Source organism: Pseudomonas sp. PICF141, assembly GCF_002286815.1.
Taxonomy (GTDB): domain Bacteria; phylum Pseudomonadota; class Gammaproteobacteria; order Pseudomonadales; family Pseudomonadaceae; genus Aquipseudomonas.
In genome coordinates this window covers 28,136-54,899 of the sequence record NZ_MUNM01000050.1, presented here as the reverse complement: position 1 = coordinate 54,899, position 26,764 = coordinate 28,136, and the positions used below count along the sequence as shown (strand labels likewise).

Annotated in this window: 27 protein-coding genes; 12 read left to right on the top strand and 15 right to left on the bottom strand. The window is 59.2% G+C overall.

All coding sequences use genetic code 11. The annotated features are described in order from the left end of the window. Positions 1-33: 33 nt before the first annotated feature. Together BZL43_RS13215 and BZL43_RS13210 are read right to left on the bottom strand one after the other, a co-directional pair. A complete protein-coding gene (locus tag BZL43_RS13215) occupies positions 34-645 on the bottom strand; it encodes a cytochrome c (protein ID WP_095632719.1) in 612 nt (203 codons plus the stop codon). Between the two features lie 46 nt (positions 646-691). After that, positions 692-982 (bottom strand): cytochrome c5 family protein, encoded by a 291-nt coding sequence (locus BZL43_RS13210; protein WP_038980343.1) that lies wholly within the window; start codon positions 980-982, stop codon positions 692-694. Positions 983-1,173: 191 nt separating this feature from the next. Between BZL43_RS13210 and yihA the strand changes: the two genes are divergently transcribed. Then, positions 1,174-1,815: a ribosome biogenesis GTP-binding protein YihA/YsxC gene (yihA, locus tag BZL43_RS13205; protein ID WP_095632718.1), complete on the top strand. Its 642-nt coding sequence runs from the start codon at positions 1,174-1,176 to the stop codon at positions 1,813-1,815. A 301-nt stretch (positions 1,816-2,116) separates the two neighbouring features. Here yihA and polA read toward each other — a convergent pair whose 3' ends face one another. Then, positions 2,117-4,885: a DNA polymerase I gene (gene polA / locus BZL43_RS13200; protein WP_095632717.1), complete on the bottom strand. Its 2,769-nt coding sequence runs from the start codon at positions 4,883-4,885 to the stop codon at positions 2,117-2,119. A gap of 74 nt (positions 4,886-4,959) precedes the next feature. Between polA and BZL43_RS13195 the strand changes: the two genes are divergently transcribed. Both BZL43_RS13195 and BZL43_RS13190 read left to right on the top strand, forming a co-directional pair. Then, on the top strand, positions 4,960-5,247 hold the full coding sequence (locus BZL43_RS13195) for a DUF2782 domain-containing protein (protein ID WP_008076254.1): 288 nt from the start codon (positions 4,960-4,962) through the stop codon (positions 5,245-5,247). Between the two features lie 59 nt (positions 5,248-5,306). Continuing rightward, positions 5,307-6,257, top strand: a complete 951-nt coding sequence (locus BZL43_RS13190) for a homoserine kinase (protein ID WP_095632716.1) — start codon at positions 5,307-5,309, stop codon at positions 6,255-6,257. Positions 6,258-6,375: 118 nt separating this feature from the next. Here the strand turns inward: BZL43_RS13190 and BZL43_RS13185 are convergent, their stop codons facing one another. Further along, positions 6,376-7,296 carry a zinc ABC transporter substrate-binding protein ZnuA gene (locus BZL43_RS13185; RefSeq protein ID WP_095632867.1) on the bottom strand — a complete coding sequence of 307 codons (921 nt, stop codon included), beginning with the start codon at positions 7,294-7,296 and terminating at the stop codon, positions 6,376-6,378. A 66-nt stretch (positions 7,297-7,362) separates the two neighbouring features. On the opposite strand from BZL43_RS13185, the gene zur reads away from it, so the two are divergent. Genes zur through BZL43_RS13165 form a run of 4 tightly spaced genes read left to right on the top strand, consistent with a single transcriptional unit; the run spans position 7,363 to position 10,159 of the window. Then, complete coding sequence (zur, locus tag BZL43_RS13180; protein WP_095632715.1) at positions 7,363-7,845, top strand: zinc uptake transcriptional repressor Zur; 483 nt, start codon at positions 7,363-7,365, stop codon at positions 7,843-7,845. Next, entirely contained in the window at positions 7,845-8,624 is a 780-nt protein-coding gene (znuC, locus tag BZL43_RS13175; RefSeq protein WP_095632714.1) for a zinc ABC transporter ATP-binding protein ZnuC, read from the top strand. Before zur ends, znuC begins: the two co-directional genes overlap by 1 nt. Then, a complete protein-coding gene (znuB, locus tag BZL43_RS13170) occupies positions 8,617-9,405 on the top strand; it encodes a zinc ABC transporter permease subunit ZnuB (RefSeq protein ID WP_095632713.1) in 789 nt (262 codons plus the stop codon). The genes znuC and znuB overlap by 8 nt, the downstream gene beginning before the upstream one ends. Positions 9,406-9,442: 37 nt before the next feature. Further along, complete coding sequence (locus BZL43_RS13165; protein WP_095632712.1) at positions 9,443-10,159, top strand: PA5502 family lipoprotein; 717 nt, start codon at positions 9,443-9,445, stop codon at positions 10,157-10,159. Positions 10,160-10,279: 120 nt separating this feature from the next. On the opposite strand, the gene katE is transcribed toward BZL43_RS13165, so the two are convergent. Next, positions 10,280-12,418, bottom strand: a complete 2,139-nt coding sequence (gene katE, locus BZL43_RS13160) for a catalase HPII (protein ID WP_095632711.1) — start codon at positions 12,416-12,418, stop codon at positions 10,280-10,282. 265 nt (positions 12,419-12,683) lie between these two features. Between katE and BZL43_RS13155 the strand changes: the two genes are divergently transcribed. The 3 genes from BZL43_RS13155 (at position 12,684) to BZL43_RS13145 (ending at position 15,215) form a co-directional block, all read left to right on the top strand. Further along, positions 12,684-13,691, top strand: coding sequence for a methionine ABC transporter ATP-binding protein (locus BZL43_RS13155; RefSeq protein ID WP_095632710.1), 1,008 nt, complete (start codon positions 12,684-12,686; stop codon positions 13,689-13,691). After that, the gene (locus tag BZL43_RS13150) at positions 13,691-14,365 is read left to right on the top strand and encodes a methionine ABC transporter permease (RefSeq protein WP_095632709.1); all 675 of its coding nucleotides are present in this window, start codon (positions 13,691-13,693) and stop codon (positions 14,363-14,365) included. The genes BZL43_RS13155 and BZL43_RS13150 overlap by 1 nt, the downstream gene beginning before the upstream one ends. A gap of 76 nt (positions 14,366-14,441) precedes the next feature. After that, entirely contained in the window at positions 14,442-15,215 is a 774-nt protein-coding gene (locus BZL43_RS13145; RefSeq protein WP_095632708.1) for a MetQ/NlpA family ABC transporter substrate-binding protein, read from the top strand. Between the two features lie 140 nt (positions 15,216-15,355). Here BZL43_RS13145 and BZL43_RS13140 read toward each other — a convergent pair whose 3' ends face one another. From BZL43_RS13140 to BZL43_RS13120, 5 genes are read right to left on the bottom strand one after another with little or no spacing between them, the layout of a single operon-like run. Next, positions 15,356-15,991 carry an SCO family protein gene (locus BZL43_RS13140; protein WP_095632707.1) on the bottom strand — a complete coding sequence of 212 codons (636 nt, stop codon included), beginning with the start codon at positions 15,989-15,991 and terminating at the stop codon, positions 15,356-15,358. Continuing rightward, positions 15,988-16,887 carry a heme o synthase gene (gene cyoE, locus BZL43_RS13135; protein ID WP_095632706.1) on the bottom strand — a complete coding sequence of 300 codons (900 nt, stop codon included), beginning with the start codon at positions 16,885-16,887 and terminating at the stop codon, positions 15,988-15,990. The genes BZL43_RS13140 and cyoE overlap by 4 nt, the downstream gene beginning before the upstream one ends. Continuing rightward, the gene (locus BZL43_RS13130) at positions 16,875-17,954 is read right to left on the bottom strand and encodes a heme A synthase (RefSeq protein WP_095632705.1); all 1,080 of its coding nucleotides are present in this window, start codon (positions 17,952-17,954) and stop codon (positions 16,875-16,877) included. Before BZL43_RS13130 ends, cyoE begins: the two co-directional genes overlap by 13 nt. Before the next feature lie 10 nt (positions 17,955-17,964). Beyond that, positions 17,965-18,558, bottom strand: a complete 594-nt coding sequence (locus tag BZL43_RS13125; protein WP_095632704.1) for a hypothetical protein — start codon at positions 18,556-18,558, stop codon at positions 17,965-17,967. Continuing rightward, positions 18,524-19,264 carry an SURF1 family protein gene (locus BZL43_RS13120; protein WP_095632703.1) on the bottom strand — a complete coding sequence of 247 codons (741 nt, stop codon included), beginning with the start codon at positions 19,262-19,264 and terminating at the stop codon, positions 18,524-18,526. The genes BZL43_RS13125 and BZL43_RS13120 overlap by 35 nt, the downstream gene beginning before the upstream one ends. Before the next feature lie 70 nt (positions 19,265-19,334). Between BZL43_RS13120 and BZL43_RS13115 the strand changes: the two genes are divergently transcribed. Next, positions 19,335-19,538 carry a twin transmembrane helix small protein gene (locus tag BZL43_RS13115; RefSeq protein WP_095632702.1) on the top strand — a complete coding sequence of 68 codons (204 nt, stop codon included), beginning with the start codon at positions 19,335-19,337 and terminating at the stop codon, positions 19,536-19,538. A 38-nt stretch (positions 19,539-19,576) separates the two neighbouring features. On the opposite strand, the gene BZL43_RS13110 is transcribed toward BZL43_RS13115, so the two are convergent. The 4 genes from BZL43_RS13110 to coxB all read right to left on the bottom strand — a co-directional run bounded on the left by BZL43_RS13110 (position 19,577) and on the right by coxB (position 24,035). Then, positions 19,577-20,464, bottom strand: coding sequence for a cytochrome c oxidase subunit 3 (locus BZL43_RS13110; protein ID WP_095632701.1), 888 nt, complete (start codon positions 20,462-20,464; stop codon positions 19,577-19,579). Between the two features lie 33 nt (positions 20,465-20,497). Further along, on the bottom strand, positions 20,498-21,055 hold the full coding sequence (locus BZL43_RS13105) for a cytochrome c oxidase assembly protein (protein WP_095632700.1): 558 nt from the start codon (positions 21,053-21,055) through the stop codon (positions 20,498-20,500). Positions 21,056-21,232: 177 nt separating this feature from the next. Continuing rightward, on the bottom strand, positions 21,233-22,825 hold the full coding sequence (gene ctaD / locus BZL43_RS13095; protein ID WP_095632698.1) for a cytochrome c oxidase subunit I: 1,593 nt from the start codon (positions 22,823-22,825) through the stop codon (positions 21,233-21,235). Between the two features lie 82 nt (positions 22,826-22,907). Next, the gene (coxB, locus tag BZL43_RS13090; protein WP_095632697.1) at positions 22,908-24,035 is read right to left on the bottom strand and encodes a cytochrome c oxidase subunit II; all 1,128 of its coding nucleotides are present in this window, start codon (positions 24,033-24,035) and stop codon (positions 22,908-22,910) included. 370 nt (positions 24,036-24,405) lie between these two features. Between coxB and BZL43_RS13085 the strand changes: the two genes are divergently transcribed. Then, complete coding sequence (locus BZL43_RS13085) at positions 24,406-25,056, top strand: hypothetical protein (protein WP_095632696.1); 651 nt, start codon at positions 24,406-24,408, stop codon at positions 25,054-25,056. 122 nt (positions 25,057-25,178) lie between these two features. Here the strand turns inward: BZL43_RS13085 and BZL43_RS13080 are convergent, their stop codons facing one another. Continuing rightward, entirely contained in the window at positions 25,179-26,708 is a 1,530-nt protein-coding gene (locus BZL43_RS13080; protein ID WP_095632695.1) for a SulP family inorganic anion transporter, read from the bottom strand. Positions 26,709-26,764: the final 56 nt, after the last annotated feature.

Genomic DNA, 26,764 nt, shown 5'->3' with positions numbered 1-26,764 from the left:
GCCTGTACCTCTCACAACGCTCCATCACAGGCCTTAGTGCAAGCCTTGAATATAGCTGGAGACTGCCGCGATTTCTTCGTCGCTCAGCTTTTTAGCGATGCTCTGCATCGGTTTGGTATCGCCGTCGTTGGTGCGGCCGCCTTCTTCCTTGCGGAAATCAGTCAGTTGCTTGACGACGTACTGAGCATGCTGCCCACCCAGATGCGGGAAGCCCGCAGCCGCGTTGCCCTTGCCGTCCGGAGAATGGCAGCCGGTGCAGGCTGGCAGGCCCTTGTCCAGGTTGCCGCCTCGGAACAACGCTTCACCGCGCGCCACGAGTTTCGGATCGGCGGCACCGATGCTGCCTTTCTGGCTGGCGAAGTAGGCGGAGATATCGGCCAGGTCCTGATCGCTCAGGTTGGTCAGCAGGCCGGTCATTTCCAGCACTGTGCGCTTGCCGGACTTGATGTCGTGCAGCTGTTTGTTCAGGTAACGCTCGCCCTGGCCTGCCAGTTTCGGAAAGTTAGGCGCCATGCTATTGCCATCCGGGCCGTGGCAAGCACCGCATACGGCGGCTTTCGCCTGGCCGGCGGCAGCATCACCAGCAGCATGGGCAATGCCGGAGATCCCCACGGTCAACAGCAGACTCACGATCAGTTTGTTCATCAGCTAATCCAACTACGGCTAAGGGTTGAAGAGTTATGGGCCGGGCTTACTCGCTCATCCAGTGGATGATGGCTCGGTAATCCTCGGCACTGCAGTCCATGCACAAACCACGCGGCGGCATCGCCTTGAAACCCTGGGTCACGTGTTGCACCAGCGTCTCCATACCTTTCGCCAACCTCGGCGTCCAAGCTTCCTGATCGCCCTTGCGGGGCGCCATGGGTAGTTGGCCGGAATGACAGGCACCACAAACACGGTTGTACACAGCTTCCGGATCCTGTGTAGCCTGAGCGCTGTAAAGCGGCATCAAGACACCGGCAGCTAGCAGCCATTTCGTCATAAAACGACCTTTTCAGGGTTGAGAGCGTGCTGCGTTCTAATGCGCAATCAAGGTTAATCGCTCTCGTGAACTTCATCCTACGCTGGGACAAAGCGCACACAAAATCTGCGGCATTATATACTGGCGTCACTGAAACGGAAACGACACTGCTTGCCGCGTCCATTCCCGGCGCCGCCCACATCGGAAATCCCATGCAACTCAAGAACCCCATCCTCGGTCTGTGCCAACAGTCCACCTTCATGCTCAGCGCCGCCAAAGTCGATCAATGCCCCGACGACGAAGGCTTTGAAGTGGCCTTCGCCGGGCGTTCCAACGCCGGCAAGTCCAGCGCATTGAACACCCTGACACACGCTAGCCTGGCGCGGACCTCGAAAACGCCGGGTCGCACGCAGCTGTTGAACTTCTTCAAGCTAGACGATGAACGCCGTCTGGTCGACCTGCCGGGTTACGGTTACGCGAAAGTGCCGATCCCGTTGAAGCAGCACTGGCAGCGTCACCTGGAAGCCTATCTGGGCGGTCGCGAAAGTTTGAAAGGGTTGATTCTGATGATGGACATCCGTCATCCAATGACCGATTTCGACCTGCTGATGCTCGATTGGGCTGTCGCCAGCGGCATGCCGATGCATATTTTGCTGACCAAGGCAGACAAGCTGACCTACGGCGCGGCGAAAAATGCGCTGCTCAAGGTTCAGGCGCAAATCCGTAAGGGCTGGGGCGATACGATCACAATCCAGCTGTTTTCGGCACCCAAACGCATGGGGCTGGAAGACGCCTACACTGTACTGGCGGGCTGGATGGAATTGGCGGACAAGGGCAGCGAGGCTGCCGAGTAAGGCTGTCGAGATGAAAAGCCAGGCAAAAAAAACCCCGGACTTCATATGGGGAGGGAGAAGTTCCGGGGTTCAAGTTCCGGACCGCTAGGGCGGGGTCCAGATATCTGCCAACACTTAACACAACATAGGAGCATCGAAGGGCTTCACCAGCCATTCAGTATCTCTGAGTGGCGGTTCACGGATTTAGTTCAGACTATTTTCAAAAACCATTGGAAATAATCGAGATCATTTTCCGCACTAAAGCCCTTGGTTATTTTGTGCTGCGGCATAAGGCCGCAGCAGTGACATCGTTGCAGGCAACTCAGTGCGCCTCATCCCAGTTATTGCCTACGCCCACCTCCACCAAAAGCGGCACATCCAGTTGGGCGGCGTTGCTCATGTGCAGGCGAATGTCCTCGCGCACCTGGTCGATCAGGTCCTCACGCACCTCAAGCACCAGTTCATCGTGCACCTGCAAGATGACTTTGGCGTCCAGGCCTGACGATATCAGCCACTGGTCCACCGCTACCATGGCTTTCTTGATGATGTCCGCCGCGGTGCCTTGCATCGGGGCGTTGATTGCCGTGCGTTCGGCTGCTTTGCGCAAGGCCTGGTTTTTCGAATTGATTTCCGGCAGGTACAGACGACGACCGAAGATGGTTTCGACGAAACCTTGCTCCGCGGCCTGGGTACGAGTGCGCTCCATGTATTGCAGCACGCCGGGATAACGGGCGAAGTAACGGTCGATGTAGGCTTGGGATTGTTTGCGGTCAACGCCGATCTGCTTGGCCAGGCCAAACGCGCTCATGCCGTAGATCAGGCCGAAGTTGATGGCTTTCGCGCTACGACGTTGATCGTTGGTGACGGCGTCCAGTTCGACGCCAAACACCTCTGCGGCCGTGGCGCGGTGTACATCGAGGTTGTTGCGGAAGGCATGCAGCAAGCCTTCGTCCTTGGCCAGATGCGCCATGATCCGCAGTTCGATTTGCGAATAGTCCGCGGCCAGCAGCTTGTAGCCTTTCGGGGCGACGAACGCCTGACGAATGCGGCGACCTTCGGCGGTGCGAATCGGAATGTTCTGCAAGTTCGGATCGATCGATGACAAACGTCCGGTGGCGGCAACGGCTTGCTGGTAAGACGTATGAATGCGCCCGGTGCGAGTGTTGATCTGCTCTGGCAAACGGTCGGTGTAGGTGCTTTTGAGCTTGCTCAGCGAGCGGTACTGCATCAGCACCTTGGGCAGCGGGTAGTCCTGTTCGGCCAGCTCGGCCAGCACCGCTTCGGCAGTCGAGGCCTGGCCTTTGGCGGTTTTGCTGAGCACAGGCAAACCGAGCTTTTCGTAGAGGATCACACCCAATTGTTTGGGCGAACCGAGGTTGAATTCTTCACCGGCGATGGCGAACGCTTCACGCTCAAGGGCGACCAGTTTCTCGCCCAGCTCGACGCTCTGGACGCCCAGCAGGTTAGCATCCACGAGCGCGCCCTGGCGTTCGATTCGAGCCAGAACCGGCATCAGCGGCATTTCAATCTCATTGAGCACTTTGCCCAGGCTTGGCGTTGCCGCCAGTTTTTCCTGCAATGCCAGGTGCAAACGGAAGGTGACGTCGGCATCTTCGGCAGCATAGGGGCCTGCCAATTCAAGAGAGATCTGGTCGAAAGTCAGCTGTTTGACGCCTTTGCCCGCGATCCCTTGAATGTCGCTCTTGCTTTGGCCCAGGTACTTGAGCGCCAGGCTGTCCATGTCGTGGCGGGTGGCCGTCGAGTCGAGAACGTAAGACTCGAGCATGGTGTCGTAGGCAATGCCCTGGACAATAATCCCGTTGCTTTGATCGCCACCGATGGCGCAGTTGGCGAGAATGTTGGTTTCGAACTTGGCGTGTTGGCCGACTTTCAGCTTATTCGGGTTTTCCAGCAGCGGCTTCAACGCCAACAGTACGGTGTCGCGATCCAGTTGCTCCGGCACGCCCATGTAGGAATGGGTCAGCGGAATGTAGGCCGCTTCGTTGGCTGCGACGGAAAACGACAGGCCCACCAATTGTGCATGCTGGGCATCGCTGCCGTTGGTTTCGGTGACGAAGGCAATCAACGGCGCCTTGTCGAGCTTGTCCAGCCAGGCCTCGAAGTGCTTCTGGTCAAGGATGGTTTCGTACTTCGCTTCGGCGGCACCCGGCTGTTCCTGGGCGACCTCGACAATGTCCTGGCCTGCGCGCTTGGCGTCGCGCTGGTTCTCTTCGAACCAGCTCTTGAATTCCAGCAGGGAATACAGCTCGGCGAGTTTGTCGTGATCCGGTGGCCCCATATGCAGGTCATCGAGGCCGAAGTCCAGCGGTACGTCGATCTTGATGGTGGCCAAGCGATAAGAAAGAAAGGCCATTTCCTTATGTTCTTCAAGCTTGGCCGGCAGCGTCTTGGCGCCACGAATCGGCAGGGTCGGGACGATGTCGAGCTGCGCATAGAGCTCGGTCAGACCACCGTTCACGCCGACCAGCAGGCCGGAAGCGGTTTTCGGGCCAATACCCGGAACGCCTGGAATGTTGTCGGACGAATCGCCCATCAGCGCCAGATAATCGATGATCTGCTCGGGAGCGACGCCGAATTTCTCCTTCACGCCCTCAACGTCCAGTGTGCTACCGGTCATCGTATTGACCAAGGTAATGTGGCCGTCGACCAACTGCGCCATGTCCTTGTCGCCCGTGGAGATAATCACCGGACGGTCAGCCGCTGCACTGCTGCGGGCCAGGGTGCCGATCACATCGTCCGCTTCGACGTTGTCCACGCACAGCAATGGAAAGCCCAAGGCCTTGACGCTGGCGTGCAAGGGCTCGATCTGGACCCGCATGTCATCAGGCATGCTTGGGCGATTGGCTTTGTACTCGGCGAACATCGCGTCGCGGAACGTCCCGCCCTTGGCGTCGAACACCACGGCGAACGGGCTGTCCGGGTACTGCTTGCGCAGACTCTTGAGCATGTTCAAGACGCCTTTGACCGCACCGGTCGGCAGGCCTTTGGACGTGGTCAGCGGTGGCAGCGCATGAAAGGCGCGGTATAGATAAGAAGAACCGTCCACCAGGACGAGGGGGGCTTGGCTCATGAGCAGGATCAACCTTTTCGGCGGGTCCGGCGCTAGAATAGCGGGACCGTTGACGACAAAGGGACAAGGTTATCATGCGCACACTAAATCGCTTGTTGCTGGCTGGCTTGTTTGCAATCACTCCATTGGCTGTCATGGCGGCGGACGATGCGCCTTCGGCAGACCCGGATGTAACCATTCGCACGGAAGGCGATAAAACCATTCAGGAGTATCGGCAAAACGGTTTTTTGTATGCCATCAAGGTGACCCCGAAAGTCGGCAAACCGTATTTCCTGGTGCGCGCTGATGGCTCCGACGGTAACTTCATCCGCTCGGATCAGCCGGATATGCTGATTCCGTCGTGGAAAATATTCGAGTGGTAAACCGCTCCTAACTTCAATCGGCGCCGGCAGTCGCGGCGCCCGTACTGGCAGTTTTAACCATGTCTGTGTTCACCCCCCTGGCTCGGCCCGAGCTGGAAACTTTTCTCGCCCCTTACGGGCTCGGCCGCCTGCTTGATTTCCAGGGGATTGCCGCCGGTAGCGAAAACACCAATTTCTTTATCAGCCTGGAGCAGGGCGAGTTTGTCTTGACCCTGGTCGAGCGCGGCCCGGTGCAGGAGATGCCGTTTTTCATCGAGTTGCTCGATGTACTGCACGACGCCAACCTGCCGGTGCCTTATGCCCTGCGCACCACCGACGGCGTCGCCTTGCGCGAACTCGCCGGTAAACCCGCGCTGTTGCAGCCCCGTCTGGCGGGCAAGCACATCAAGGATGCCAACGCCCAGCATTGCGCTCAGGTCGGTGAGCTGCTGGCGCATCTGCACCTGGCGACCCAGGCCAACATGATCAAACGCAAAACCGATCGCGGCCTGGACTGGATGCTGGAAGAGGGCACGCAGTTGCTTTCGCACCTGAATGCCGAGCAAAGCGATTTGCTGCAACGGGCACTGGATGAAATCACACTGCAGAAGACGAAAATTCTGGCGCTGCCGCGGGCTAACATCCACGCGGACCTGTTCCGTGATAACGCGATGTTCGAAGGCACTCACCTGACCGGGTTGATCGACTTCTACAATGCCTGTTCCGGGCCGATGCTCTATGACGTGGCGATTGCCCTGAACGATTGGTGTTCGGACGAGCAAGGGCAGCTTGATGGCGCTCGGGCGCGGGCATTGCTGGGCGCTTATGCTGCGCTAAGACCGTTTACCGCAGCCGAAGCCGAGCTATGGCCGACCATGCTGCGCGTGGCGTGCGTACGGTTCTGGTTGTCGCGGTTGATCGCCGCGGAGTCGTTTGCCGGGCAGGACGTGTTGATTCACGATCCGATGGAATTTCAGTTGCGCCTGGCACAACGGCAGAAGGTCCACACACCGCTGCCTTTCGCCCTCTAAAAGCATCGCGGGCAAGCCACGCTCCCACAGAATTTGTGTCGTTCATAATATTGGCGAACGATACAAACTCTGTGGGAGCGTGGCTTGCCCGCGATTGGGGGCGACACAATTTTCGGAACTACAGCGACTCCAAACACCCCGCCAAATCATTCCCCAGCTTTTCCAGCAACTGCTCATACCCGTGTGCGGTCGCTGGGGTGTAGCCGCCCAGTGCATCCAGCTCCGCCAGTTTCACCGGCAGCCCGGCCACCAGGGTTTCTGCCAGACGCGGGCGCAACGGTGGTTCGCTGAACACGCAGGTCTTGCCGACTTCCTGCAACCGCGTGCGCATCGCCGCGACGTGCTGGGCACCGGGTTGTACTTCGGCTGCGACACTGAATACACCAGTATGCTTGAGGCCGTAAGCTTCTTCGAAGTAGTCGAAGGCTTCGTGAAACACGAAATAAGGCTTGCCCGCGATACCCGCCAGACGAGCCTTCAGGCGCAGGTCCAAAGCATCCAGACGCTCATTGAATGCCTTGAGGTTGCTCTGGTAGCGCGTTGCGTTGGCCGGATCGGCGGCACTCAGATCGGCAGCCATTCTGGTAGCGATCACGCGGGCGTTGATCGGTGACAACCACAAATGCGCATCCAGGTTGCCGGGGCGATGATCGTGATCATGCTCGTCGGCTTCTTCAGCATGGGAGTCGTTATCTTCGGCGAAATGTCGCAGTTTCAGACCAGGCAAGTGCTGCACTGCAACGCTGGGCAGCGTACGACCTTTCAGTACGCGAGGCAGGAAACCTTCCATGTCGGGGCCGATCCAGTACAGCAGATCCACCGATTGCACTTTCCGTACGTCGGAAGGGCGCAAGGCGTAGTTATGGGGCGAGGCGCCGGGCGGCAGCAAGACTTCCGGAACCGCTATGCCGTCCTGTACTGCCGCGGCTATCAGCTGCAGAGGCTTGACGCTGGTGAGGACTTTAACGTCGGCTTGAGCTGAGGCGATCAGCAGAAAACTGGCGACAAATGCGACAAAGATAGAAAAAAGTCGGGACACGATGACCACTCGAAGAGGCGAGAACGGGTAACATAATAACGTCTCTCACAAAACTCGTCGCCGCTCATGCCTAAAACACCGATTGCCAGCCGTCCCCACGACCACTCTCATTGTGTGCATAGCGCATTGTCTGAGGCCGATGTCTTGTGCGCACGTCAGGGACTGCGTCTGACTGCTTTGCGCCGGCGAGTGCTGGAACTGGTATGGCAAAGCCACAAACCGTTGGGTGCCTATGACATTCTGGCGGTGCTCAGCGAGCAGGACGGCCGCCGCGCGGCGCCTCCTACCGTCTACCGCGCGCTGGATTTCCTACTGGAAAACGGCTTGGTCCATCGCATCTCCTCGTTGAACGCCTTTGTCGGCTGCAATCACCCGGAACACGCCCACCAGGGGCAGTTCCTGATTTGCCGCGAATGCCACGCCGCCATCGAACTCGAACAGAAATCCATCAGCGACGCGATTATCGAAAGCGCCAAAGATGTCGGATTTATCGTCGAAGCCCAGACCGTTGAAGTGATCGGTCTCTGCTCGGGTTGCCAGGGGGCTTGATGAGCAACGCGCTGATTCGACTCGAGCAGGTAGCGGTCACCTTCGCCGGGCAAAACGTGCTGGACAACATCGAGCTGAGTGTCGAACCGGGGCAGATCGTGACCTTGATCGGCCCCAATGGTGCCGGCAAAACCACACTGGTGCGCGCGGTGCTCGGCCTGTTGAAGCCGGACAGCGGCAGCGTCTGGCGCAAGCCAAAGCTGCGCGTCGGCTACATGCCGCAAAAACTCCATGTCGACTCGACCCTGCCGCTGTCGGTGCTGCGCTTCTTGCGTCTGGTGCCGGGCGTGGACCGGGCTCGAGCGTTGGCCGCCCTCAAGGAAGTCGGTGCCGAACAGGTCATCGACAGCCCGGTGCAAAGTGTTTCCGGTGGCGAAATGCAGCGGGTGCTGCTGGCGCGGGCATTGTTGCGCGAGCCGGAATTGCTGGTGCTCGATGAACCGGTGCAAGGCGTCGATGTGGCCGGTCAAGCCGAGCTCTACAGCCTCATCACACGCTTGCGTGACCGTCATGGTTGTGGCGTTTTGATGGTTTCTCACGATTTGCATCTGGTGATGAGCACTACCGACCAAGTGGTGTGCCTGAACCGCCACGTCTGCTGTTCCGGGCATCCCGAGCAGGTCAGCGGCGATCCGGCATTCGTCGAGCTGTTCGGAAAAAACGCCCAAAGCCTGGCGATTTATCATCACCATCACGACCACGCCCACGACCTGCATGGCTCGGTGGTCAGCGCGGTCCCGTCCACTCACGTTCATGGAGATAGCTGCAAGCATGGCTGATTTTCTGCTCTTTGCCCTGCTTGCAGGTCTGGCCCTGGCGCTGGTCGCGGGGCCGTTGGGTTCGTTCGTGGTCTGGCGGCGCATGGCCTATTTCGGCGACACCCTGTCCCACGCGGCGCTACTCGGCGTGGCGCTGGGTTTTCTGCTGGATGTCAGCCCGACCGTTGCCGTCACGGTAGGTTGTTTGTTGCTGGCAGTATTGCTGGTGACGTTGCAGCAACGGCAGCCTCTGGCATCTGACACGCTTTTGGGAATTCTCGCACCCAGCACGCTTTCTCTTGGCCTGGTGGTACTAAGCTTCATGCATGAAGTGCGGATCGACCTGATGGCCTATCTGTTCGGCGACTTGTTGGCGATCAGTGCGACCGATCTGGCGTGGATTCTCGGCGGTAGCGCGGCGGTGCTGGTCTTGCTGGTCACGCTGTGGCGGCCTTTGCTGGCGATTACGGTGCACGAAGAACTGGCCAAAGTCGAAGGTTTGCCAGTAACGGGGTTGCGCCTGGCGCTGATGTTGCTGATCGCGGTGGTGATTGCGGTGGCGATGAAAATCGTCGGCGTGTTGTTGATTACTTCGTTACTGATTATTCCGGCGGCTGCGGCACAACGTCACGCCCGCTCGCCGGAGCAGATGGCACTGGGCGCGAGCCTGCTGGGCATGCTCGCGGTGTGTGGCGGGCTGGCGTTGTCCTGGTTCAAGGACACCCCGGCCGGCCCGTCGATTGTGGTGACGGCCGCCGCGCTGTTTCTGCTGAGTTTTGTCCTGCCCCGTCGAGGGGTGTAGACTTGCTCGTTTTTTGCGCAAATAGAGAGTCGCAGGAATGAAGCCGTTCGCCTCCCGTTATCTGCTCCTTGTCGCGTTTTCGCTGTTACTGGGTGCTTGCCAAAGCACGCCACCGGCGGCCACCGAGGCCCCCGATGCGCGAGCCTCGGCGATCGCACAGCTGGAACAAAGCCTGGCCAGCAGCGAACTGGCCACCGCCGAAGGACAATTGGCGGCTTTGCAGGCCGAGTCGCCCAACGATCAATCCCTCGAGCAATACCAGCGGCAACTGGCCGAAGCTTATTTGCTACGTAGCCAGATCGTGCTGCAAAAAGGTGATGTGAATGCAGCGGCCACGGCGCTGAGCCGTGCCCGGGTATTGATGCCCAAGGCCCCGGCGCTGACCGGTGGCGTCAACAGCGCCATTGTTCATGCGCGCAAGGCTGAACTGGATAAAGCCGAAGCCGCTCTCAAGGCTGCCGAAGCCAAACCTCAGGCCAAAGTCATCGACCCGACGGCTGAAAGTACTACGGTGGCGTTGAACCTCACCGATATGAGCAAGCTTCGTCGGCAACTGGATGCCATCGCCGCCGATGTGGTGAATTATCAGTGCGAGGTGAGCATTCAGGCGCCACGCACTCAGGATTACCCATGGCTGGCCACATTGCTGACCAAACGGGTGAAGAAACTGGATTCGGAGTTTGATCTGAAGTTGCAGAAGCAGATCTTGCGCCACATTCCCGCGCAGATGGTGTTGAGTCCGCGCAAGCCTTAAAAGCTTCGCAGGCAAGCCTCGCTTCTACAGGTTGGTATCGTTTCCGTAATCAACGAACGGCACTAAACCTGTAGGAGCAAGGCTTGCCCGCGAAGGCGTCCTACTATTCGATACAAATCCTTAAGCCGGAACCGCCTTGGCCTTAGGCTCCCTCTCCCAAATCCGATGCTGCCCGATCGCGGCAAAAAACGCCTCGAACAGCTTGGCATCGTTACCCGCGATGACCCCCGCATCCACTTCCAGCTTCAACACATCCAACAACTGCCTGGCCTCGCCCTGCAGCGCAATCGCTTTCAAGTGCTTATAGGCTTCCAGCAGGTAATGCAGCGCTACACCATCCGTGCTCAGTGCCTTGATCGACGCCGCGCCACCCGGCACGAACACGGCGTCAAACGCTACAGAAGGCAGCCCTTCCATCGACGCATCCACCGGCAGCGCTTTGCCATTGGCGGTTGTCACGGGAGCCGAGGTCGGACCGAGCAATTTGGCGTGTGCGCCGTTGGCCATCAGAGCCCTCTTCATCCCATCAATCGCCGCGCCATCCACCCCGTTGGCCGCCAGAATGGCCACTTTTCGGGTTTTGATATCCCCTGACAGCAGATTGGCCTGGCTCAGGGCGGGGGACTGGTCGAGTGACATCTTGCGCACCTCGACCGTTCCGGCGTTCGGTACTGGCAAGCCCAGGTTCTGCGCCACACGTTTGGCCAGTTCCAGATCGATATTGGCCAGGATCTCATTCACCTGCCGCGCGCGAATAAATTCGCGTTCGACTTTGCCCAGCTCGAAGCTGTAGGCCGCGATGATGTGTTCCTGCTCGTGCTTGCTCATGCTGTGAAAAAACAACCGCGCCTGAGAGAAGTGGTCGGCGAACGACTCGCTGCGCTGACGGATTTTCGCCGCCTCGACGCGTTCTGGATAAGTCTCGAAGCCGCCGTTCTGCGCGGCCGGTGGGGTTTCTTTGGGCCAGCCGCTGTCGATGGAGTTTGGCTCGTAGGAAGCGCGTCCCTTGTCGATGGTGGTGCGATGTTGGGCATCCCGTTGACCGTTATGGAACGGTGCCACCGGGCGGTTGATCGGGATCTCATGAAAATTCGGCCCACCCAGTCGGCTGATCTGCGTATCGGTGTAGGAAAACAACCGGCCTTGCAGCAACGGGTCATTGGAGAAATCGATCCCCGGCACGATATGCCCCGGGCAGAAGGCAACCTGCTCGGTCTCGGCGAAGAAGTTGTCCGGGTTACGGTTGAGCACCATCTTGCCCAGCGCTGTGATCGGCACGATTTCTTCGGGAATGATCTTGGTGGGGTCGAGCAGGTCGAAATCGAAGTCATGTTCGTTTTCCTCCTCGATAACCTGTACGCCCAGTTCCCATTCCGGGTAGTCCCCTATTTCGATGGACTCCCAGAGGTCGCGACGGTGGAAATCAGTGTCTTTACCGGCGAGCTTCTGCGCCTCGTCCCACACCAGCGAGCAAGTGCCGGCAGCGGGGTGCCAGTGGAATTTGACGAAGCGCATCTTGCCTTCGGCATTGATCATGCGAAACGTGTGCACGCCGAAGCCCTGCATGGTGCGCAGGCTTTTGGGAATCGCCCGGTCGGACATGGTCCACAACACCATGTGCGCGGATTCCGGCACCAGAGAAACAAAGTCCCAGAACGTATCGTGGGCCGAACCTCCGGTAGGAATATCGTTGTGGGGTTCGGGTTTTACAGCATGTACGAAGTCAGGAAACTTGACCGCATCCTGAATGAAAAACACCGGTATATTGTTGCCCACCAGATCGAAGTTGCCCTCCTCGGTAAAAAACTTCACTGCGAAACCTCGTACGTCCCGCACGGTATCGCCTGACCCACGCGGACCCTGCACCGTGGAAAATCGCACAAACACCGGCGTTTTCTGGTTGGGGTCTTGCAGGAACCCGGCCTTGGTCAGCGAGGAATGGGCTTCGTATGGCTGGAAGTAACCGTGGGCACCGGTTCCGCGGGCATGGACGATGCGCTCGGGAATGCGCTCATGGTCAAAATGCGTGATCTTTTCACGCATGATGAAGTCTTCCAGCAATGAAGGCCCGCGAGCGCCGGCCTTTAACGTGTTCTGATTGTCTGCGACCTTCACACCCTGGTTGGTGCGCAAGGCCTGTTCGGTGGCATCGGAGCGAAATTTTTCCAGGCTGTCGAGCTTGGCATTGGTGTTACTGCGGTCCAGGGTAGCGGTCCCGGCGAGTGCGCTTTTGGGGGCGGCAGGCTTTTTAGTACTCATCAGACGTAAACTCCTCGTTGCGATTCCCGTCGTGGCCAAGGCTTATGAGCCATTGCGCAGACACGGCATCCAGGCATTCTCGAGTTGCTTAATCAGTGACCGATGGCATGTTGGCGCCGTTCCTTTTTTCTGACCTTTGATCGCGTTATTGCCAAATCTTCGGTTGAATGCGAAATAAATGCTAAGAGCCTCTATACGGACAGGCTAAAATGCGCGCCCGGCTAACCGCTGATCCTTTTCTAACGCGCCCCACAAGGTTCGCTACGTGATCGAGTTTCAAAACGTCCACAAAACCTACCGCGTCGCCGGTAAGGAAATTCCCGCCCTGCATCCGACCAGTCTGACGATTGAGAATGGTCAGGTCTTTGGCCTGATCGGCCATTCCGGCGCGGGAAAAAGTACCCTGCTGCGTCTGATCAATCGCCTGGAAAACTCCAGTGGCGGCAAGATCATCGTCGATGGCGAAGAAGTCACTGCGCTGGATGCCAATAGCCTGCGGCGTTTCCGTCAGCAGGTCGGGATGATTTTCCAGCACTTCAACCTGCTGGCCTCCAAAACCGTGGCCGACAATGTCGCGCTGCCGCTGACTCTCGCCGGGGAACTGTCCCGTAGCGAAATTGACCGGCGTGTGGCGGAGCTGCTGGCGCGGGTTGGCCTGGCTGACCATGCGAAAAAGTACCCGGCGCAATTGTCCGGTGGTCAGAAGCAGCGTGTCGGCATCGCCCGCGCTCTGGCGACCAAACCGAAAATCCTGTTGTGCGATGAAGCCACCAGTGCCCTGGACCCGCAAACCACGGCGTCGGTCCTGCAACTGCTGGCCGAGATCAACCGCGAACTGAAACTGACCATCGTCCTGATCACCCACGAAATGGATGTGATCCGTCGGGTCTGCGATCAGGTGGCGGTAATGGACGCCGGCAAAATCGTCGAGCAAGGTTCGGTGGCCGAGGTGTTCCTGCATCCCAAGCACCCGACCACCAAGCGCTTCGTGCAGGAAGACGAGCAGATTGACGAAAGCGAACAGCGCGATGACTTCGCTCACGTACCAGGGCGCATCGTGCGTCTGACCTTCCAGGGCGAAGCGACCTACGCGCCGTTGCTGGGGACCGTCGCCCGGGAAACGGGCGTGGACTACAGCATCCTGGCCGGTCGTATCGATCGCATCAAGGACGTCCCTTACGGGCAATTGACCCTGGCCGTCACCGGCGGCGACATGGAAGCGGCGTTTGCCCGTTTCACCGCAGCTGATGTCCACATGGAGGTGCTGCGCTGATGGACGTCCTGATGAGTTTCTTTTCCAATATCGACTGGTACGAAATCTGGCTGGCTACCTGCGACACCCTCCTGATGCTTGGCGGTTCGCTGCTATTCACCGTGCTGTTGGGCTTGCCGCTGGGCGTGCTGTTGTTCCTGTGCAGCCCGCGCCAGTTGCTGGAAGCCAAAGGCGTCTACGCGATGTTGTCGCTGCTGGTGAACATTTTGCGTTCGCTGCCTTTCATCATTCTGTTGATCGTGATGATTCCGTTCACTGTATTGATCACGGGCACCTCTCTGGGCGTCGCCGGTGCGATTCCACCGCTGGTGGTGGGTGCCACGCCATTCTTCGCGCGACTGGTGGAAACCGCCCTGCGCGAAGTGGATCGCGGCATCATCGAGGCGACCCAGGCCATGGGCGCAACGACCCGTCAGATCATCATCAATGCCTTGCTGCCGGAAGCCCGGCCGGGCATCTTCGCGGCGATTACGGTGACAGCGATTACACTGGTGTCCTACACGGCAATGGCCGGTGTGGTCGGCGCTGGCGGCCTGGGCGACCTGGCGATCCGTTTTGGTTACCAGCGTTTCCAGACCGATGTGATGGTTGTGACGGTCGTGTTGCTGCTGATGCTGGTTCAAGTGTTGCAAACCGTTGGCGACAAATTGGTTGTCCACTTTTCTCGTAAATAAGCTTTTCTAAATAAAAGCATGAGCCGGCCATTCGCTGGCAGGCGCCAAAACGGGCGCCTCACAAGGAGTTAGCTGAATGAAAAAACTACTCGTCGCGTTCGCTGCCGTTGCAGCCTTTTCCGCACACGCTGCCGACACCTTGACCGTCGCGGCTACCCCGGTGCCTCACGCGGAAATCCTCGAGTTCGTTAAACCGGCCCTGGCCAAGGAAGGCGTGGACCTGAAGGTCAAAGTCTTCACCGACTACATCCAGCCGAACGTGCAGGTGGCCGAGAAGCGTCTGGACGCCAACTTCTTCCAGCACCAGCCGTACCTGGATGAGTTCAACAAGGCTAAGGGCACTAACCTTGTCAGCGTTGCCGGTGTGCACCTGGAACCGCTGGGCGCTTACTCCAGCAAATACAAAGCGCTGACCGAGCTGCCGGGCGGCGCCAACGTGGTGATCCCGAACGACGCCACCAACGGCGGGCGTGCGCTGTTGCTGCTGGCGAAGGCTGGCCTGATCAAGTTGAAGGATTCGAACAACATCCTGTCGACCGTGAAGGACATCACCGAGAACACCAAGGACCTGAAATTCCGTGAACTGGAAGCCGCGACCATCCCGCGCGTGCTGACCCAGGTCGACCTGGCGCTGATCAACACCAACTATGCGCTGGAAGCCAAGCTTGATCCGTCCAAGGACGCGCTGGTCATCGAAGGCAGCGACTCGCCGTACGTGAACATCCTCGTTGCCCGTGCGGACGACAAGGACAGCGCGGCGATGCAGAAACTGGTTGCTGCCCTGCGCAGCCCGGAAGTGAAAGCCTTCATTCTCGAGAAGTACAAAGGCGCGGTAGTGCCGGCGTTCTGATGTTGAAGGGGACGCAGAGCGTCCCTGGCTGCATTCCCACGCGGAGCGTGGGAACGATCAAAAACGGGGACGCATTGATTGCGTCCCCGTTTTTTTATGCCTGAAACACCAAGCCTGGCTCCTGGAGAGGGTGGTGTTGGTTATTCGCGCTTGAGCATCACCGGCAACTGCGTCACCAGTTTCTGGTTGTTCAACGGTGCACGAATGAACCCGCGTTGAGTCCCGTCCGGCCCGATCACCGCCAGGTTGCCGCTGTGGTCGACGGTGTAGTTCGGCTTACTGGTGTCCGCCGGAATGAACGGAATGCTCACCGCATTGGCCAGCTTCTGAAGGTCTTCGACCGAGGATGCGGTCAGCCCGATGAACTGTGGATCGAAGTAGCCCAGGTATTGCTTGAGTTGCTTGGGCGTATCGCGATTCGGGTCGACGCTGACCAAAACGACCTGCAACTTGTCCACAGCATCTGCCGGCAGTTCGCTCTTGATCTGCCGCAGTTGGGCGAGCGTAGTCGGGCAGATGTCCGGGCAGAAGGTGTAGCCGAAGAACAGCACACTCCACTTGCCTTTCAGCTCGTTGACCGCCACCGGCTGACCGTCCTGATCGGTCATCTTCACGTCCGGCAGGTTACGGCTTTGGGGCAACAGGATGATCCCTGCATCGATCAGTGCCGTCGGGTCGCCCTGGTTTTTTCCGGTCAGTACTTTGTTGATGGTCAGGCCCAGGATCAGCGCGATCAAGGCGACGAGAATGAAGACGGTTTTCTGGGTTCGAGTCATAGGTTCAACAGTAGGTAATGGTCTATGAGCAGCGCGATAAACAGCAGGAACAAGTAGTAAATAGAGTACTTGAACGTGTTGATCGCCGCGTGCGGCTGAGTGCCACGGTACAGCACCACGGCCCATTGCAGAAACCTCGCGCCCAACAGGAGGGCGCAAATCAGGTAGAGCACGCCGCTCATGTGGATCACGTAGGGCATCAGGCTGACGGCTAGCAGCGCAAAGGTATAAAGCAGGATGTGGACTTTGGTGTAGTGCTCGCCATGGGTCACCGGCAGCATCGGAATGTCAGCCTTGGCGTATTCCTCTTTGCGGTGAATCGCCAGCGCCCAGAAATGCGGCGGAGTCCAGGCGAAGATAATCAACACCAGCAACAACGGTTCGGCAGTGACATGACCGGTGGCGGCGGTCCAGCCGAGCAGCGGCGGGGCGGCACCAGCGAGGCCGCCAATAACGATGTTTTGCGGCGTCGCGCGTTTCAGGAAGCCGGTGTACACCACGGCATAACCGAGTAAGGAGGCGAGGGTCAGCCATGCCGTCAACGGGTTGGTGAAAGTCAGCAGCAGAGCTTGGCCGAGCACTGCCAGCACCAGCGCGAACGTCAGCGCAGCGGTTGGAGAAACCCGGCCTTCGGCCAAGGGCCGCTTGTGGGTCCGGGCCATGACGGCGTCGATGCGCCGGTCCACTACATGGTTGACCGCCGCCGCACCGCCGGCACACAAGGCAATCCCCAGATTGCCGAACACCAGCACCGTCCAAGGCACCCCGGCACGGGTTGCGAGAAACATGCCGACCAGCGAAGTGATGAGCATCAGCACCACTACTTTCGGCTTGGTCAGCTCCAGGTAATCGCGCCAGATTGCCTGACGGTGACGTTCGCCGATCAGAGTCGCCATGGCATCTCTCCTTTTATTGTTATGGGCCCGGCCGAGTGTTTACGCAGGCTGAGACGCCAGCGTACTGGGGGCTGATGCTTGACCCGAACCAGGCTGGTTCGCGCGTGATAATTGACCAGCACCATCGTCAGCAACAGCGCTGCACCGCCGGCGTTGTGGGCGACGGCCACCGGCAGCGGCAAGTGGAACACCACATTGCTGATGCCCAGGGTGATTTGTGCGGCCAGGGCGATCAGCACCATGGCGGCCAGGCGTGTCATGCCGACGACCTTCAGTTGCCAGGCCAGGCCGAGCAGCACGAGAGTGACCAGCAATGCGCCGATGCGGTGCGTCAGGTGAATCGCGGTGCGGGCATCGCTGTCCAGTTGCCCGCCCAGGTAATTGGGGCCGATGTGTTGGGTCAGGTGAAAGCCGTTGGCGAAATCTGTCGGTGGTAGCCATTGCCCGTGGCAAGTCGGAAAATCGATGCAGGCCACTGCCGCGTAATTGGAGCTGACCCAGCCGCCAAGGGCAATTTGCAGAATCACCAGCAACAAGCCGGCGGTTGCCCAGTGCTGCAAACGTCGAGGCACGGTCAGCGCCGGCAACACGCCGGACAGGCGCAAGGTCAGCAGAAACAACAGGCTCAGGGTTGCAAAGCCGCCGAGCAAATGCACGGTGACGACTTGCGGCCAGAGCTTGAGCGTCACCGTCCACATGCCGAACGCCGCTTGGGCCAAGACCACCGCCAGCACAAACAACGGTAATTTCACTGGCTGCCCCGGGTGATGACGATGGGTCCAGGCGCGGCCCGCCAGCACCGCGATCAGCAGCCCCAATGTGCCGGCGAAGTAGCGATGAAGCATCTCGTTCCAGCCTTTGTCGGCTTCCACCGGCGCGTCGGGAAAATGCAGTTCGGCATGGGCCAGTTGGGCTTCGCTGTTCGGCACGCTGATAAAGCTGTAGCAGCCGGGCCAGTCCGGACAGCCAAGGCCTGCGTGAGTCAGGCGGGTGTAGGCGCCGAGCAACACCACAATCAGTGCCAGCAAGGTGGCAAACAGCGCGAGGCGAAATCCAGGTTTGGCCATGACGATGCCCTTATCCGATGTTCGACAGTTTCAGCAAATGGCGCAGGTCGTTGAGCAGGTCCTTGCCCTTCACCGTCGGGTCGTAGCGCAGCACCAGATTGCCGTGAGGGTCGATGATCCACAGGTGCGGTGTGTCATTGCTGCGAGCGCCGTTGATATAGGTCGGCGGGTCCAGGGAATACCGTTGCAGCTGCGGGTACTCACGTTGAAGTTTAGTCTCGTAATCGCTGTTCAGCGGCTGTGCGATAGCCAGCGCATGGCTGGCGCGGGAGGCATCGCGACCGAGGCCGATCTGGATCTGGCGCGCCAGATACACCAGTTGCTGGCAGTCCACCGAACAGTCCTTGGGCGCTGTTACCAGTAATTGCCAGCGGTTTTCTTGGGCCGTTACGCCGATGTCGGCGCGGGTCTGGCCGTTGCCGATCAGTTCGCCGTGATAACTGCGGCCCTCCGGCACCCAGAACTGCAATTTGTACATGCCGGTGGCGAGGATCATCGGACCCACCACGCCCAACAGGATCAGTAACAACTGCAAGCGCCCGCGCCGCCGATTAACCGGTGCTTTCGCCTCAGACATGCCGGGTGGATTCATGGCCGCTCCCATTATTGTTCTCCTTTGCGTTGTGCCAGCCGAGATAGAGGTAAAGGCCGAGCAGGGCTATCGACAGGGCGAACCACTGCACGGCATAAGCCAAGTGTTTTTCCGGCCCCATGGCCACCACCGGCCAATCGGCCTGGTAGGTCGCGGGACCGCTTTGCGCGCGTAATTCGTAGGCGTAGCCGTCACGGTCAAGCGCCGCCCAGAGCCTGGCCGGTTCAATGGCGGTGACCAGTTGTGGCCAGGCCGTGGTGTCTGGGTCGGCGTGCAACTGGAACGTTGCGCCGGGGGGGACGTAGACCCAGGCATCGAGGCTCAATGCCTGAGTCGGAGTCGTAAATTGCGGCGGTATGCGTCGATCCGGCCACGGCAACCAGCCGCGATTGACCAGCAGCCAGAGCCCGGTTGCCCGGTCCTGAAACGGCTGCAGCAGCTCGACCCCGACCTTGCCATCGCGCTGACGGTTGTCCAGCAACAGGCTGTGTTCGGCATCGAACTGGCCGTGCAGGCGAACCCGACGGAAGGCAGGATCTTCGGTGTGTTGCAGGTCAGTGCTGGCCATCGGTTCGGCTGCCCGGCGCTCGGTGTAATTTTGCAGCAACGCACTTTTCTCCGCGCCCCGGCTCAACTGCCAGAACCCCAGTGACACCAGCAAAGGCAGCAGCATCGCGACCACCAGGGTCGGCACGAGGCCCGGCCGGAAGCGTTTCATGGCGTCGCCAGAAAGTCGGTCATCGCGATAGCTATACTCAAATGCATCGCCTGTCCCCCGGAGTGTCACCATGCTCAAAGCAGCCATCGTCCTGATGCTGATTGCCACGGTTGTCAGCCTGTTCAGCGGCCTGTTTTTTCTGGTCAAGGACGACAGCCACTCCAATCGCCTGGTCATCGCCTTGAGTATTCGTGTTGCGCTGGCCGCCACCACTATTGGCTTGATCGCCTGGGGTTTTTTCAGTGGCCAGTTGGTGTCTCACGTGCCTTGGTAAGGTGCACGAAGCGTGCAGCTTCAAGGCTTGTAGCTGCCTTAAAGCACATAGACGAAAACGAACAGACCGATCCACACCACATCCACGAAGTGCCAGTACCAGCTCGCCGCCTCGAAGGCGAATTGATGGTCGGCATCGAAGTGCCCGCGCATGATCCGCATCAGCATCACGAACAGAATGATCGTGCCGATGGTCACGTGGGCGCCGTGGAAACCGGTGAGCATGAAGAAGGTCGCGCCATAGATGCCCGAACCCAGAGTCAGGCCCAGCTCATGGTAGGCGTGCAGGTATTCTTCGGCCTGGAAGCCGAGGAACGCGCAGCCGAGCAGCACGGTCAGCGCGAGCCAGATTTTCAGTGCGCCGCGGTGGCCTTTTTTCAAGGCGTGGTGGGCAATGGTCACGGTGACGCTGGAACTCACCAGCAGCACGGTATTGAGCAGCGGCAGGCCCCAGGGGCTGATGACTTCCTTGGGGGGTGGAAAAAGTTTCGGGTCCGGGTTGTTCAGCAGCGGCCAGGTGAATTCAAACGTCGGCCACAGCATGTGAGCAAGGCCTTTGGTGCCTTCACCGCCCAGTGCCGGGCCCGTGATGTTGCGCACATAAAACAGCGCACCGAAAAAGGCGATGAAGAACATTACCTCCGAGAAAATGAACCAGCTCATGCCCCAGCGGAACGAGCGGTCCATCTGTGCGCTGTACAACCCTGCGCGACTTTCCTTGATTACCGTACCGAACCAGCCGAACAGCATGTAGGCCAGCAGCAGGCTGCCGACGAAAAAGATCAGCGGGCCGTTGGATTCCGGCCGCGCAGCCTTCAGGTCGTTGAACCAGGTGCCCAGGCCGAACACCGTAACGAACATACCGACCGTGGCGATAATCGGCCATTTGCTCTGGGCCGGAACGTAATAATGTTCATGAGTTGCCATTTATTGTTCTCCTTATCGGGCACGCTTTAACGTCTAGCCGCCGGTGCTTGCTGCAACAGCCTCGGGCGGATGACGTGCGGTGATATCGAACAGCGTGTAAGACAGCGTCAGGTGCTTCACTTCCTTGGGCATGTCGCGGTCAACAATGAACCGTACTGGCATCTCGATTCGCTGACCGGGCTGCAGCACTTGCTGGGTAAAGCAGAAACATTCGGTTTTGTGGAAGTACGCCGCTGCGTTGCTGGGCGCGATGCTCGGTACTGCCTGAGCGCTCATCGGGCGATCAGTGGGGTTATGGGCGATAAAAATCATCTCGTTCACCGCCCCGGGGTGCGCGACCAGTTCATCGCCCTTGGGGTAGAAGTCCCAGGCCATGTCGGCGGCGTTGGTCGACAGAAACTGCACGCGAACCTGCCGCGAAACGTCGACCGTTTGCTCGCCTTCATACTGCCCGGAAGTTTTGCCATTGATGCCGAACGCCTGGCACATCACGTCGTAGATCGGCACCAGGGCAAAACCGAAGACAAACATCGCTGCCACCACCAGCAACAGGCGGGTGACCAGTTTCTTCGTCGAAATCGAATCAGCCATGGCGCTCAACCTCTACCGGGATCTCTGTGGGAGCGGGCCTGTGGCGAGGGGGCTTGCCCCCGTTGGGCTGCGAAGCAGCCCCAACATCTCTGATGTTCCAGGATTTTGTGAGTGCTACGCACTCAAACGGGGGCAAGCCCCCTCGCCACGGGCAAGCTCCCACAGGGCCGAAGCGTTTCATTTCACTTCCGGCGGCGTGGTGAAGGTGTGATACGGCGCCGGCGACGGAATGCTCCACTCCAGGCCTTCGGCGCCATCCCACGGTTTGGCCGGTGCCGGCTCACCGCCACGGATGGTCTTGATCACGATGAACAGGAAGAAGATCTGCGTGGCCCCAAACATGAACGCACCGACCGACGACACCATGTTGAAGTCGGCGAATTGCAGGTTGTAGTCCGGAATCCGCCGCGGCATGCCCGCCAGGCCCACGAAGTGCATCGGGAAGAACGCCAGGTTCATGCCGATGAACGAGAGCCAGAAGTGCAGCTTGCCGAGGGTTTCGTCGTACATATGGCCGGTCCATTTTGGCAGCCAGTAGTAGGCCGAGGCGAAGATCCCGAAGATGGCCCCCGGCACCAGCACATAATGGAAGTGCGCGACCACGAAATAGGTGTCCTGGTACTGGAAGTCCGCCGGGGCGATGGCCAGCATCAACCCGGAGAACCCGCCGATGGAGAACAGGATGACGAACGCCACGGCGAACAGCATAGGCGTTTCAAAGGTCAGCGAGCCTTGCCACATAGTGCTGGCCCAGTTGAACACCTTGACCCCGGTGGGCACCGCGATCAGCAGCGTGGCGTACATGAAGAACAACTCGCCCACCAGCGGAATGCCGACCACGAACATGTGGTGCGCCCAGACGATGAACGACAGGAACGCAATACTCGCCGTGGCATAGACCATCGAGGTGTAGCCGAACAATGGCTTGCGCGAAAAGGCCGGAATGATCGAGCTGACGGCACCGAAGGCCGGCAGGATCATGATGTACACCTCGGGGTGACCGAAGAACCAGAACACATGCTGGAACAACACCGGGTCTCCGCCACCGGCGGCACTGAAGAAACTGGTGCCGAAGTGGATGTCCATCAGCATCATGGTCACGCAACCGGCCAGCACGGGCATCACTGCAATCAGCAGGAATGCGGTGATCAGCCAGGTCCAGACGAACAACGGCATTTTCATCAATGTCATGCCGGGGGCGCGCAGGTTGAGGATGGTCGCGATCACGTTGATCGCCCCCATGATCGAACTGATCCCCATCAAGTGGATGGCGAAGATGAAAAACGTCACGCTTTCCGGCGCGTAGGTCGTCGACAACGGGGCATAGAAGGTCCAGCCGAAGTTCGGCCCGCCGCCGGGGGTGAAGAGGGTCGATACCAGTAGCAGGAATGCTGCCGGCAACAACCAGAAACTGAAGTTGTTCATTCGCGGCAACGCCATGTCCGGCGCACCGACCATCAACGGGATCATCCAGTTGGCGAGGCCGACGAATGCCGGCATCACCGCACCGAATACCATCACCAGACCGTGCATGGTGGTCATCTGGTTGAAGAATTCCGGCTGGACGATTTGCAGCCCCGGCTGGAACAGTTCGGCACGGATTACCATGGCGAACGAGCCGCCCAGCAGGAACATGGAGAATGCAAACCACAGGTACAGCGTGCCGATATCCTTGTGGTTGGTGGTCAGCACCCAGCGCATCAGGCCTTTGGCGGGGCCGTGGGCGTGGGCGGTGCCGGTATGAACATGGTCATCGACTACAACTGTCATGTCCTGTCTCCTGCAAACGGATGGGCTGGGCGGAACGGGGCGTCATGCCCCGAGCGGTTCCTTACGCACGCAATAGACCGGATCATTTGCTTTCCGCCTGTTTCAGCTCCAGCACTTCTTTAGGGGTGACCATGTCGCCTTTGTTGTTGCCCCAGGCGTTACGTTCGTAGGTCACGACCGCTGCGATATCGACTTCCGACAGCTGCTTGCCGAACGCCGCCATGGAGGTGCCGGGCTTGCCGTGGAAGACAATGTTCAGGTGATCCTTGATCGGCCCGGTGGCGATTTTCGAGCCCTTGAGTGCCGGGAACATCGGCGGCAGGCCCTGGCCTTCAGCCTGGTGACAGGCTACACAGCTGGAGTGATAGACCTTGTCACCGCGCTCCTTGAGTTCGTCCAGGGTCCATTCCTTGCTGGTCAACTCTTTGAGTTGCGCAGCTTCCGCCTTGCGCTCGCCCAGCCAGGTTTCGTAATCGGCCTTTTCCTTGACCTCGACCACGATCGGCATGAAGCCGTGATCCTTGCCGCACAGTTCGGCGCATTGGCCACGGTAGATGCCGGGCTTTTCGACACGGGTCCAGGATTCATTGACGAAGCCCGGGATAGCATCGCGCTTGACCGCGAAAGCCGGCACCCACCAGGAGTGGATGACGTCGGCCGAAGTCACCAGAAAGCGCACCTTGGCGCCGATCGGCAGCACCAGTGGCTTGTCGACTTCCAGCAGGTAATGCTCGCCCTTGGTTTCCTTGTTCTGGATCTGCTCGGCGGGAGTGGTCAGGTTGCTGAAGAATTCGACGTCCTGACCCAGGTATTTGTAGTGCCACTTCCACTGATAACCGGTGACCTGGATATCGATATCCGGCTCCGTGTTGTCATACATCTGGATCAGCGTGGCGGTCGCGGGAACCGCCATGGCCACCAGAATGAGCAGGGGCACGATGGTCCATATAACTTCAACGGTAGTGTTTTCATGAAATTTGGCGGCCACCTGCCCGGTCGAGCGACGATGGACCATCATCGACCAGAACATGACGCCGAAGACGATGATGCCGATCACCACACAGATCCAGAAAATGATCATGTGCAGGTCGAATACTGCGTGACTGATTTCAGTCGCTCCAGGCGCCATATTCACAGTCCAGGCCGCTTGCGCCTGACTGAAAATCGACCACAACAGGAGGCCCATCCAGACATGTGGATGTCGCATCATTGCGGGTTCCCCTTATAGTTCTTTTTATCCCGCCGGCTTTCACCTGCGGCAAGGGAGCGGCTTTTTCAGACTACGAACTTGAATCGCCAAGCCTTGCTGCATATGCAGTCGGGCGTCATCAGCTAACTCCATTCAGATCCGAGTATAGACAGCGACTGCGACCTCGCAATGCGATGACGTAATTCGTCTGAAACAGGTTGGACTTGCGCTCCATGTCACGAATGGAGAAGGATGCAGACGAGTGGTGGCAAATCGATATAACGTAGACGTCTCAAGGATGAAATAATTATGACAAATGCGTCTTAGGCTTTTTAATAAGCCAGCTAAGTTATGTCTTCCCTATTTCATTGCCTTGTTTCCTGGAGTTTTCATGAACACCGCCGCATTGCGCGAGCAGATCCAAAAAGCCCAACAACACGAGGCCGAGACTGGCCTGTTAACTCGACAACTGGAAACCCAATTGCCGCACCTTCACTCCGCCATCCAATTGCCGGAGGTCGATGCCAAGGGCGTGATGACCCGTTTTGTAGCCGCGTATATAGAACAAGTACCGGACCTGCTGGACGCAGCCAATGAAGTCGCCAGGGAAGCGGGCATCGAATCGCAGATCAAGCCGGTGCTGAAAATCGCTGAGCAGTTCTTCGTCCAGCCACCGGCAATCATGGCCGGTCACATCGGCCTGGACAGCCTGCTGGACGAAGCCTATCTGGCGCATCGGTTGGTCGAAGAGGTCAACGATCTGTATATCAAGCATTTTGGCCAGCCTTTGATCCCGTTGGACATGACGGTTGCCAATCTGATTGCCCACCAACTGATCGGCGAAGAATTTGCCAATCAACTGGATGAGGCGGTGCATCACGCTGTGGACGAGATGCTAAACGATGAAAGTTTTGCGCTGGAGTCGGTAGAAGCCTACCGCGAGAAACTCAACAGCCCGGACACCGGCGCCGCGTGGAAGCGCTGGCCATGCCTGTCGCGCCAATTGGGCGTGGGCCTGGAACTGGATCAGCCAGCGGCGTAACTGACTGTGTAACCCTTGTACGAACGAGACTTGCCCTCTGTAGGAGCGAGGCTTGCCCGCGAAGGCGTCCTCGAGTACGCCAAAAGCTTCGCGGGCAAGCCTCGCTCCTACAGAGGTTTGCTTCAACCCGCCGTTGAGCCAATACCAGCGGTGGTACGCAAACGCCCTTCCAATCTGCGCTTCAACCCCCGCGCTTCAATCAGCAGCTTCGAGCCCTTGGCCGCATTGGCCCGGCCCCATTCCTCCAACAACTCAAGACACGAATGATCGATGTAACTCAGGTTATTGAGCGGCACATGCACCGTCGCGCCAGCCGGAATGCTTCCCAGCACTTGGGTCAGCGCCGGTACCTTGAGGAAGGTCGCTGCCCCCACCAGCCGCAGCTCCATCTCGCCGTCCGTCGGCAGATCGATCAGGCTGATTTTCAAGCGCGAAGCCTTCCAGGCCAATTTGGCCAGCGTCAGGCCGAAGCCAATCAGTACACCAGTCAGCAGGTCGGTGAAGATGATTGCCAGTGCGGTCGCCGCGTAGGTGAACATCGGCATCCGGCCATAACGACCCAGACCGCGAAAAGCCTTGAGGTCCACCAGTTTGAAGCCGGTGTAAACCAGGACGCCTGCCAGGCTTGCCACCGGAATGCTTTGCAGCACGCTCGACAGCAGCAGCACGAACGCCAGCAACCACAGGCCATGAAACACCGTCGACAGTCGGGTAGTGGCGCCGGCCTGAACGTTGGCCGAGCTGCGCACGATCACCCCGGTCATCGGCAGCGCACCGAGCAACCCGCAGAGCATGTTGCCCACACCTTGCGCCGACAATTCACGGTCGAAATCCGAGCGTTGGCCATTGTGCATACGGTCCACGGCAGCGGCCGAGAGCAGGGTTTCGGCGCTGGCGATAAAGGCCACGGCGAAGGCCGCGATCAGCACGGCCGGGTCTGCGAGATTGAGCAAGTCTGCCGGGCGTAGCCAGTCGATGGCTTGCGCCAGGTTAGCGGGGACTTCCACGCGTTTGACCTGCAATGCGAGCATCAGGCTGGCAATCGTTGCCAGACCGACCCCCAGTAATGCTCCCGGAACGAAACGCAGAGCGTGCGGGCGAAACTTTTCCCACAGCCACATCACGGCAATGGTCGACAACCCGAGCAAACCCGCTTGCCAGCCAAACGACGGCAAAGCCTGAATCACCGCAGCAGGGAAGGCTGCCAGATTATCCAGCCCCGAAGGCTTGGGCACGGCATCGAGCATCACATGCACCTGTGACAGCACGATCAACACCCCGATCCCGGCGAGCATGCCATACACCACCGCGGGGGCGGTGACCCGAAACCAGCAACCGAGCTTCAAACGCCCGGCCACCAGTTGCAGAAAACCCGCCAACAGCAGGATCGGCCCAAGCATCGCGATACCGTGCTGGCGCACCAGTTCGAACACCAATACCGCCAGACCCGCTGCCGGGCCGCTGACTTGCAGCGGCGAACCGGCCAGCCAGCCCACTACCAGCCCACCGATGATGCCCGTGATCAGGCCTTTGGCCGGCGGTAGCCCCGAGGCGATGGCGATGCCCATGCACAAGGGCAGGGCGACCAGAAATACAACCACCGAAGCCAGCAGCTCCCGTGGCAGAACAGCTTTTAATTGAGCGGCACGCATTGTGGCTCTCCCGGAGTTTTTTTCAGGCGTGGCAAAGCCGTGCCGCCAGATCGGCA